The organism is Mesorhizobium sp. M0659 (assembly GCF_040320605.1).
Taxonomy (GTDB): domain Bacteria; phylum Pseudomonadota; class Alphaproteobacteria; order Rhizobiales; family Rhizobiaceae; genus Mesorhizobium.
Map to the genome: position 1 here is coordinate 144,811 of NZ_JAMYPY010000015.1, position 10,382 is coordinate 155,192.

Below are 10,382 nucleotides of genomic sequence, written 5' to 3' on the forward strand. Positions count from 1 at the left end.
ATGCTCCAGACTGGTAATTTGGGAGGGTAAAAATGGCAGACTTGAAGAGAACCCAGCCGCTGGCGCGCGATGCCATGGCCTATGTGCTGGCCGGCGGCCGCGGCAGCCGGCTCAAGGAATTGACCGACCGCAGGGCCAAGCCGGCCGTCTATTTCGGCGGCAAGACGCGCATCATCGATTTCGCGCTGTCCAATGCGCTGAATTCCGGCATTCGTCGCCTCGGTGTCGCCACCCAGTACAAGGCGCATTCGCTGATCCGCCACCTGCAGCGCGGCTGGAACTTCCTGCGCCCGGAGCGAAACGAAAGCTTCGACATCCTGCCGGCCTCGCAGCGTGTCTCGGAAACCCAGTGGTATGAAGGCACCGCCGACGCCGTCTACCAGAACATCGACATCATCGAGGCCTATGGCCCTGAATATATGGTGATCCTGGCCGGCGACCATATCTACAAGATGGACTACGAGCTGATGCTTCGCCAGCACGTCGACGCCAATGCCGACGTCACTGTTGGTTGCCTCGAAGTGCCGCGCTTGGAAGCGACCGGCTTCGGTGTCATGCATGTCGATGGCAAGGACAACATCATCGCCTTCGTCGAAAAGCCCGCCGACCCGCCCGGCATTCCCGACAAGCCGGAATTCGCGCTGGCCTCTATGGGCATCTATGTCTTCAAGACCAAGTTCCTGATGGAACAACTGCGCCGCGATGCGGCCGAGCCGGGTTCGAGCCGCGACTTCGGCAAGGACATCATCCCCTACATCGTCCAGCACGGTAAGGCGATCGCGCATCGCTTCGCCAAGTCCTGCGTGCGCTCGACGGCCGAGAACGAAGCCTATTGGCGCGATGTCGGCACGGTCGACGCCTACTGGGAAGCCAATATCGACCTGACCGACATCACTCCCGAACTCGACCTCTACGACCGCGACTGGCCGATCTGGACCTATGCCGAATTGAAGCCGCCGGCAAAGTTCGTGCATGACGAGGATGGCCGGCGCGGTTCGGCCGTCTCCTCGCTGGTCTCAGGCGACTGCATCGTCTCGGGTGCTTCGCTGAAGCGCAGCTTGATCTTCACCGGGGCGCGCATCAACTCCTATTCGACGCTGGAAGAGGTCGTCATGCTGCCCGACGTTCATGTCGGCCGGAACGCAAAGTTGAAGCGCGTCGTCATCGACCACGGTGTAAGGATACCGGAAGGGCTGGTGGTTGGCGAAGACCCTGTTCTCGACGCCAAGCGTTTCCGGGTCTCGGAAAAGGGCATCTGCCTGGTCACGCAGGACATGATCGACAAGCTGAAGCTGTAAGACGGGATACCATAAACGCATGCAGGTTCTGTCGGTCACGCCCGAGATATTCCCGCTGATCAAGACCGGCGGACTTGCCGATGTGACCGGTGCATTGCCGATCGCGCTGGCCGCCAAGGGCGTGACCATGCGCACGCTCATCCCCGGCTTTCCCCAGGTGATGGACGCCTTCAAGAAAAAGAAGGCTGTCTACCAATACCCGCTGCTGCAGGGCGGCAAGGCTTCGGTCCATGCCGTCAAGATCGCCGGGCTCGACCTGTTCGTGCTCGACGCGCCGCATCTCTACGATCGTCCCGGCGGCCCTTACGGCAATGCGGCCGGCGCCGATTGGCCCGACAATTGGCGGCGTTTTGCTGCGCTGAGCCAGGTCGGTGGCGATATCGCCGGCGGCGCCATTTCCGGCTACCAGCCGGATCTCGTCCACGCCCATGACTGGCAGTCGGCGATGACGCTGGCCTATATGCGCTACGGCAAGGCGGTCGGCGTGCCGTCGCTGATCACCGTGCACAATCTTGCCTTCCAGGGTCAGTTCGGCGCCGGCATTTTTGGCGAGCTCGGCTTGCCGGCCGCGGCGATGGCGCTCGACGGCGTAGAATACTATGGCGGCGTCGGCTTCCTCAAGGCCGGCCTGCAGGCGGCCTGGGCGATCACCACGGTGAGCCCCACCTATGCCCAGGAAATCCGCTCGCCGGAATTCGGCATGGGCCTCGACGGCCTCATCAACATGCGCTCTTCCGACCTCTACGGCATCGTCAACGGCATCGACACCGACATCTGGAACCCGCAGACCGACAAGCATCTGGTGTCGGCCTACTCCGCCGCGACGCTCAAGGCTCGGCTTCCCAACCGGGCGGTTGTCGAGGACCGCTTCAGCCTCGAGCGCGACGACAGTCCGATCGTCTGCGTCGTCAGCCGGCTGACCTGGCAGAAGGGCATGGACATACTGGCGGCTGTGGTCGACGGCGTCGTCGCCACCGGCGCGCGGCTGGCGATCCTCGGCTCAGGCGACGCCGGCCTGGAAGGCGCGCTGCTGGCTGCCACCGCCCGCCATCGCGGCCGTGTCGGCGTCGTCGTCGGCTATGACGAGGGGCTTTCCCACACCATGCAGGGCGGCTGCGACGCCATCGTCATCCCGTCGCGCTTCGAGCCTTGCGGGCTGACCCAGCTTTACGGCCTGCGCTATGGCTGCGTGCCCGTCGTCGCCCGCACCGGCGGCCTTGCCGACACCATCATCGACGCCAATGAAGCAGCGATCTCGGCCGGTGTCGCCACCGGCTTCCAGTTCGCGCCCAATAGTGGCGGCGCCATGCTGCACGCCATCCGCCGGCTGGTCGATGCGCATTCGAGCCCGGCCGTCTGGGAACAGATCCAGCGCCAGGGCATGAAGGCCGATGTCTCCTGGGACAAGAGCGCCGACAAATACGTTGAACTTTACCGCCTGCTGCTTTCGAAAAGGGTTGCCTGAAGCATGATCCGGACCGTCGCCACCAAACCCTATCTCGACCAGAAACCCGGCACGTCCGGCCTGCGCAAGAAGGTGCCTGTCTTTCAGCAGGAGCACTATGCCGAGAACTTCATCCAGTCGATCTTCGACGCGCTGGAGGGCTTTGAGGGCAAGACGCTGGTGATCGGCGGCGACGGCCGCTTCTACAACCGCGAGGTCATCCAGAAGGCCATCGCCATGGCGGCGGCCAACGGCTTCGGCAAGGTGATGGTCGGGCAGGGCGGCATATTGTCGACGCCGGCGGCGTCGCATGTCATCCGCAAATACAAGACCTTCGGCGGCATCATCCTGTCGGCCAGTCACAATCCGGGCGGCCCGCACGAGGATTTCGGCATCAAGTACAATGCCGGCAATGGCGGCCCGGCGCCGGAAAAGCTGACCGACGCGATCTTCGAAAAGACCAAGACGATTTCGAGCTTCAAGACCGCCGACATCGACCAGATCGACATCGATAAGATCGGCACGGTGACCGCCGGCGGCATGGCGGTCGAGATTATCGACCCGGTCACCGACTATGCCGAATTGATGGAGAGCCTGTTCGACTTCGACGCCATCCGCGCCAATTTCAAATACGGCTTCCGCATGCGCTTCGACGCCATGCATGCGGTCAACGGCCCGTATGCCAAGGAAATCCTCGAGCGCCGGCTCGGCGCGGAGAATGGCACCTGCCGCAACTACAAGCCGCTGCCGGATTTTGGCGGCCATCACCCGGATCCGAACCTGGTCCACGCCAAGCATCTCTATGACGAGATGATGGGACCGGATGCGCCCGATTTCGGCGCCGCTTCCGACGGCGACGGTGACCGCAATCTCATCATCGGCAAGGGCATTTTCGTCACCCCGTCGGATTCGGTGGCCATGCTTGCCGCCAATGCGCAATTGGCGCCGGGCTACAAGGACGGCCTCAAAGGCATCGCCCGCTCGATGCCGACCAGCGGCGCTGCCGACCGCGTCGCCGAAAAGCTCGGCATCGGCATCTACGAAACGCCGACCGGTTGGAAGTTCTTCGGCAATCTGCTCGATGCCGGCATGGCAACGATCTGCGGCGAGGAAAGCGCCGGCACCGGCTCGAACCATGTCCGTGAAAAGGACGGGCTGTGGGCGGTGCTGTTGTGGCTGAACATCCTGGCCGTGCGCGGCGAAAGCTGCAAGGACGTCGTTACCGAACATTGGGCGACCTACGGCCGCAATTACTATTCACGTCATGACTATGAGGAGGTCGAAACCGAGCGCGCCAACGCCCTGGTCGACGAGTTGCGCGCCAAGCTCGCTTCGCTGCCCGGCACCAGCGTGCGCGGACTGAAGATCGCCAATGCCGACGACTTCGCCTATCACGATCCCGTCGACGGTTCGGTGAGCAAGAACCAGGGCATCCGCATCCTGTTCGAAGGCGGCTCGCGTGTCGTGTTTCGTTTGTCCGGCACCGGCACGTCGGGTGCTACGCTGCGCGTCTACATCGAGCGCTACGAGCCGGACAGAGCGCGGCATGATCTCGACACGCAAGAGGCGCTCGCTGACCTGATCGCGGCTGCCGATGATATCGCCGGGATCAAGAGCCACACCGGGCGCAACAAGCCGAGCGTGATTACTTGAGGGTGGTGACGTCTTTACCCTCCCCCTTGTGGGGAGGGTCGATCCGCGCAGCGGATCGGGTTGGGGGTGCTCGTAAAGCGCTTTCCCCGCGCCGACCCCCACCCCGCTCACTTCGTTCGCGACCCTCCCCACAAGGGGGAGAGTGGAGGATGCGCCGATGACCCAGCTCGGCGCAACCGTCACTCCCGAAGGCATCCGCTTCGCCGCCTGGTCGTCATCCGCGCGGCGCCTGTGGGTGTCGATCTTCGACGACACCGGCGCCCGTGAAATCGACCGGCTCGAACTTCAGCCGGAAGGCGAGAGCGTCCATGCGCTGTTCGTCGCCGGCCTTGCCGCGGGTACGCGCTACGGCTTTCGCGCCGACGGCGAATATGCGCCGGAGCGCGGGCTGTGGTTCGATCCCGACAAGCTGCTCACCGATCCCTACGCCGTCGAGATAGACCGGCCCTACCAGCATCATTGGCGGCTTGCCGTCCGGCGCAACGAAGGCACCGATACCGCGCCGCTGATGCCGAAGACCGTCGCCCGCGCGCTGCCCAAGCCGCTGCCGGCCAAGGCGCCTTTGTTCCAGCCGGGCGGTCTGATCTACGAACTCAATGTCCGTTCCTTCACCAGACTGCATCCGGACGTGCCCCAAGCGCAGCGCGGCACCATTGCGGCACTTGCGCATCCGGCCATCCTCGAACACCTCAGAAAGATCGGCGTCTCCGCCGTTGAGCTGATGCCCGTGACGGCATGGATCGATGAGCGCCATTTGCCGCCGCTGGGCCTCAGCAATGCCTGGGGCTACAACCCAGTCACCTTCATGGCGCTCGACCCGCGCCTGGCGCCCGGCGGCATCGCCGAGTTGCGCGATACTGTGGGGGTGCTGCGCAGGGTTGGCATTGGCACCATCCTCGATCTCGTCTTCAATCATACCGGCGAAAGTGACCGGCTCGGGCCAACGCTGTCGCTGCGCGGCCTCGACAATCAAGCCTACTACCGCAGCGAGCCGGACGGCAGGTTGGCCAACGATACCGGCACCGGCAATACCATTGCCTGCGACCATCCGGTCGTTCGCGACATGGTACTCGACACGCTACGCCATTTCGTCCGCCATGCCGGCGTCGACGGTTTCCGCTTCGACCTGACGCCGGTCCTCGGCCGCGTCGCTGGCGTATTCGATCCGGCGGCCCCGTTGCTCGAGACCATCGCTGGCGATCCTCTGCTTGCCGATAGGGTGCTGATCGCCGAGCCGTGGGACATCGGCCCGAATGGCTATCAGCTCGGCAATTTCCGGCCGCCTTACCTCGAATGGAACGACCGCTACCGCGACGACGTCAGGCGCTTCTGGCGCGGCGATGCCGGCGCGGTCGGTGCGCTGGCGACAAGGCTCGCCGGCTCCTCCGATGTGTTCGGCAGGGAGGGCCAATCCGCCAGCCGCACGGTCAACTTCATCGCCGCACACGATGGCATGACGCTGGCCGATATCGTCGCCTATGAAGCCAAGCACAACCAGGCCAATGGCGAGAAGAACCGCGACGGCCACAATGAGAACCTGTCCTGGAACAACGGCGTCGAGGGCGAAACCTCGGACAAGGCGATTGCCGAGGCCCGTTCCCATGATCGCTTCGCGCTGCTCGCCACTCTGTTTGCCTCGCGCGGCACCATCATGCTGACGGCGGGCGATGAATTCGGCCGCACGCAAGGGGGCAACAACAACGCCTATGCGCAGGACAACGCCATCACCTGGCTCGACTGGGCCGGGCGCGACGTCGGGCTGGAAGCCCATGTGTCCGCGCTCGCAGCTCTGCGCGGCGCGGTGCCGGCGCTTTCCGATACGCGCTTCCTGACCGGAGAGCCGCCGGCCGGTTCTGAAACGCCCGACGTCGCCTGGCTGACCGAGACCGGCGCGCCGCTCGGCGAAGCCGACTGGAACGATGGCTCGCGCCATCGCCTCGTCATGCTGCTCGGCGATGGCGGGGAAGGCCGCCTGGCTGTGATCGTCAATGGCGATCGCCGCCAATGCGTCTTCACGCTGCCCGCGAGGCAAGGGTTTGAATGGCAGCCGGCTGTTGAAGCGCAAGCGGTCGACCTCGCGTGGCCGCTGCCCGGCCGCAGTGTCAGTTTCATGATCGAGCGCCGGACCGCAAAGGCCCGCGCCAGGAAGGGTCCGTGATGGCCGACGACAATGCCCAGCCGGGACCCGAACACAGCGCCGACTGGTGGCGCGGCTGCGTCATCTACCAGATCTATCCTCGCTCCTTCCAGGACACCACCGGCGACGGCAGCGGCGACCTCTCAGGCATCACCTCACGGCTGGCGCACGTCGCCTCGCTCGGCGTCGACGCCGTCTGGCTGTCGCCCTTCTTCAAATCGCCAATGGCCGATATGGGCTACGACGTCTCCGACTATCAGGCGGTCGATCCGATGTTCGGCACGCTCGACGACTTTGACGCGCTGGTTGCCGAGGCGCACAGGCTCGGCCTGAAGGTGATCATCGATCAGGTGTTGTCGCACTCCTCCGACAAGCACGAATGGTTTGTAGAGAGCCGTGCCAGCAAGGATAATCCCAAGGCTGACTGGTATGTCTGGGCCGACACCAGGCCGGACGGCAACGCGCCCAACAACTGGCTGTCGGTCTTCGGCGGCCCGGCCTGGGAGTGGGACGCGACCCGCCGGCAATACTACATGCACAATTTCCTCGCCTCGCAGCCGGACCTCAACTTCCACAATCCTGAGGTTCAAGACGCGTTGTTGCAGACGGTGCGGTTCTGGCTCGAGCGCGGCGTCGACGGCTTCCGCCTGGATACGGTCAACTACTATGTCCACGACCGCTGGCTGCGCAGCAATCCGCCGCTGGCGTCGAGCGTCGCCGGCACCAATGGCGAAACCAACACCTATCTCTTCCAGGAGCATCTGTTCGACAAGACGCAACCGGAAAACCTCGGTTTCCTCAGGCGCTTCCGCGCTTTGCTCGACGAATATGACGGCCGCGCCAGTGTCGGCGAGGTCGGCGACGAAGGCCGTTCCCTGCAGACGCTGGCCGCCTACACATCCGGCGGCGACAAGCTCAACATGTGCTACACCTTCGACCTGCTCGGCCAGCAATTCTCAGCCGCCCATGTGCGCGGCTGTGTCGAGGCCTTCGAGGCAGCTGTCGCCGACGGCTGGGTCTGCTGGGCGTTCTCCAACCACGATGTCGTGCGCCATGTCAGCCGCTGGACGCGGCCGGGCGGCGATCCAGATGCGGTGGCGACATTCGCTATCGCTTTGCTCTCCTGCCTGCGCGGCTCGATCTGTCTCTACCAAGGCGAAGAGCTTGGGCTGGAGGAGGCGGAACTGACCTTCGAGGATCTGCGCGATCCCGTCGGCATCCGTTTCTGGCCGGGGGTCAAAGGCAGGGACGGCTGCCGCACACCGATGGTCTGGGAGGCGGGCGCCGACAATGCCGGTTTTTCCTCGGGAAAACCCTGGCTGCCGGTGCCGGAAAGCCACGGCGCTCGGGCGGTCGATATCCAGAACGCCGACGACAAGTCCGTGCTCGCCGGCTACCGGACGATGCTCGCCTTGCGCAAGGCGCATCCGGCACTGGTCAAGGGCCCGATCCGCTTTCTCGATACCGAGGGGGATGTCCTTGCCTTCATCCGGCAGGGCGAGGACGAGACATTGCTCTGCGTCTTCAATTTCGCCGACAAGCCGGCCGACTGGCGACTGCCGCCGGATCTCCAGCCTGTGGAGGCGATCGCTCTGGGTGGCGGTGCCGTCCTGCAGGAGGAGGGGCTGTTGCTGCCGGCCTTGGGCTGGTTTGTCGGCAAGGTAGGCTGATCTTTCAGGGACGCCGTCCGGCTTCAAAAAAGATCGTGTCCGCGTGCAACCGTGCCGAGTGATCCGCGCAACGTCACCGGCGCCACGTTTTTCATTTTCGGGCTTCTTCGGTACTTTCGTCGAGCTTGGCCACGAACGGCATTCCTGGAATGTTTCCAGATGGTTGCGCTAATTACAACTGCTGAGGGCAAAGCGCAAAATTACAGCACAACCAAAAGCTGCACCCAATTGAACCTGGTAATATAGATTAGCTATGGCTGATTTAGGGTAGGATGCTCACTTAGCGTCAAGCAAGACTCGGTTGAAATAATATTTCCGTCTGTCTAGTCTCCTGCCACCAGCTGCCGGAACGGGAACCGGCGGCGCGCTCGAAGGGGCCAGAAATCGGTTCCGGGGCGTCAACACTCGTAAGGCGCAGCCGATGGGCAGCGCCACAGGGAGAGACTTCATGCTGAAAAATATGCTGAAGGCGACGCTTGTCGCCGCGACCATGACCTTTGCCGCAGGCACGTTCCTGACGCCGGCCCTTGCCGAGACCGTCTATAACAGAGGCAGCGCCGCCGAAGCGGAGACGGTCGATCCGCACAAGACCTCGACCGTCTACGAAGCCGATATCATACGCGACCTGTTCCAGGGACTGGTCATGCACGATCAGAAGACGAACCTCATCCCGGGCGCCGCCGAAAGCTGGACGGTATCTGATGACGGCACCGTCTACACCTTCAAGCTGCGCAAGGACGGCTTGTGGTCGGATGGCAGCCCGGTGACGGCGGACGACTTCGTCTATTCCTTCCGTAGGCTGGAGGATCCGGCGACCGCCGCTGAATACGCTTCCATGCTCTATCCCGTGAAGAACGCCGAGGAAGTCAACACCAAGAAAGGCAAGCCCGAGGACATGGGCGTCAAGGCGATCGACGCCAACACCCTGGAAGTGACGCTGAAGGCGCCGACGCCATACTTCCTGGAGATGCTGACCCACCAAGCTACCTATCCGGTCAACAAGGCCTCGATCGACAAGCTCGGCGCCGACTGGATCAAGGCGGGCAATCTCGTTTCGAACGGCGCGTATACATTGGCCGAGTGGATTCCCAACGACCACATGAAGCTGGTCAAGAATCCGAAATTCTGGGATGCCGCGACCGTCAAGATGGACGTCGTCAACTACATCCCGACCGAAGACCGCTCTTCGGCGATGAAGCGCTTCGAGGCAGGCGAACTCGACAGCTACGGCGACCTGCCGACCGAACAGCTCGCTGACCTCAAGACCAAGTTCGGCGATCAGGTCCGCGTCGGACCGTATCTCGGCACCTATTATTACGCGATCAAGACCGACAAGGCGCCCTGGGACAATGTCGAGCTGCGCAACGCCATCTCGATGGCGATCGACCGCGACTTCCTGGCCGAAAAGGTCTGGCAGAATTCCATGCTGCCCGGCTATTCGATGGTGCCTCCGGGCATCGCCGGCTACACGCCGGCAATGGCCAAATACGCCGACATGCCGCAGATCGACCGCGAGGACGCCGCCAAGAAGATCCTTGAGAAACTCGGCTATACGCCCGAGCATCCGCTGAAGATGGAGATCCGCTACAACACCTCGGAAAACCACAAGAACACCGCGGTTGCCATCCAGGAACAGTTGAAGCCGCTTGGCGTCGAGATCACGCTGCTCAACACCGATACCAAGACCCACTATTCCTTCCTCGAGCAGAAGGGCAACTACGACGTGGCGCGTGCCGCCTGGATCGCCGACTACAAGGATCCCGAGACCTTCCTCGGCATCACCCGCAAGGCCAGCGGCAACAACTATTCGAGCTACGTCAGCCCGGCATATGAGGCGGCCATGGACAAGGCCGCGGCTGCCGGCGGCAAGCCGGAAGAGCGCATGAAGGACCTCACCGAGGCCGAGCGCATCCTTGTCGATGACGTTGGCAACATTCCGCTTCTCTACTACAGCTTCCACGATATCGTTTCCTCGAAGCTGCATGGCTTCGATGACAATGTGATGGACATCCATCCGTCCCGCTTCGTCTCCAAGGACTGATAATCATCCTTGACTGGACCGCGCCGCCCCCCCCCCCCCCGCGCGCGCCGGGCGGGCAAACGCCCCGCCCCAAACACATACTATATAAAAAAAACCACCCCCCCCACCCAAACGCCCGGGAGGCTTACGGGGGGAGGGG

6 protein-coding genes are annotated in these 10,382 nt (G+C 63.3%); all 6 read left to right on the plus strand.

The annotated features are described in order from the left end of the window. The first annotated feature begins 32 nt into the window (after positions 1 to 32). The 6 genes from glgC to NKI31_RS22845 all read left to right on the plus strand — a co-directional run bounded on the left by glgC (position 33) and on the right by NKI31_RS22845 (position 10,243). Positions 33 to 1,298: a glucose-1-phosphate adenylyltransferase gene (glgC, locus tag NKI31_RS22820; RefSeq protein ID WP_023715696.1), complete on the plus strand. Its 1,266-nt coding sequence runs from the start codon at positions 33 to 35 to the stop codon at positions 1,296 to 1,298. Positions 1,299 to 1,317: 19 nt separating this feature from the next. Then, positions 1,318 to 2,763, plus strand: coding sequence for a glycogen synthase GlgA (gene glgA, locus NKI31_RS22825; protein ID WP_023684577.1), 1,446 nt, complete (start codon positions 1,318 to 1,320; stop codon positions 2,761 to 2,763). A 3-nt stretch (positions 2,764 to 2,766) separates the two neighbouring features. Next, the gene (locus tag NKI31_RS22830; RefSeq protein WP_352652581.1) at positions 2,767 to 4,395 is read left to right on the plus strand and encodes an alpha-D-glucose phosphate-specific phosphoglucomutase; all 1,629 of its coding nucleotides are present in this window, start codon (positions 2,767 to 2,769) and stop codon (positions 4,393 to 4,395) included. A 157-nt stretch (positions 4,396 to 4,552) separates the two neighbouring features. Then, a complete protein-coding gene (gene glgX / locus NKI31_RS22835; RefSeq protein WP_352652582.1) occupies positions 4,553 to 6,553 on the plus strand; it encodes a glycogen debranching protein GlgX in 2,001 nt (666 codons plus the stop codon). After that, a complete protein-coding gene (gene bglA / locus NKI31_RS22840) occupies positions 6,553 to 8,202 on the plus strand; it encodes a beta-galactosidase BglA (protein WP_352652583.1) in 1,650 nt (549 codons plus the stop codon). Before glgX ends, bglA begins: the two co-directional genes overlap by 1 nt. 448 nt (positions 8,203 to 8,650) lie before the next feature. Continuing rightward, positions 8,651 to 10,243 carry a peptide ABC transporter substrate-binding protein gene (locus NKI31_RS22845; protein ID WP_023715691.1) on the plus strand — a complete coding sequence of 531 codons (1,593 nt, stop codon included), beginning with the start codon at positions 8,651 to 8,653 and terminating at the stop codon, positions 10,241 to 10,243. Positions 10,244 to 10,382 lie beyond the last annotated feature (139 nt).

Coding starts and splice junctions, on each gene's coding strand:
- glgC (WP_023715696.1), top strand. CDS start 33: ATGGCAGACTTGAAGAGAACCCAGCCGCTGGCGCGCGATGCCATGGCC.
- glgA (WP_023684577.1), top strand. CDS start 1,318: ATGCAGGTTCTGTCGGTCACGCCCGAGATATTCCCGCTGATCAAGACC.
- NKI31_RS22830 (WP_352652581.1), top strand. CDS start 2,767: ATGATCCGGACCGTCGCCACCAAACCCTATCTCGACCAGAAACCCGGC.
- glgX (WP_352652582.1), top strand. CDS start 4,553: ATGACCCAGCTCGGCGCAACCGTCACTCCCGAAGGCATCCGCTTCGCC.
- bglA (WP_352652583.1), top strand. CDS start 6,553: ATGGCCGACGACAATGCCCAGCCGGGACCCGAACACAGCGCCGACTGG.
- NKI31_RS22845 (WP_023715691.1), top strand. CDS start 8,651: ATGCTGAAAAATATGCTGAAGGCGACGCTTGTCGCCGCGACCATGACC.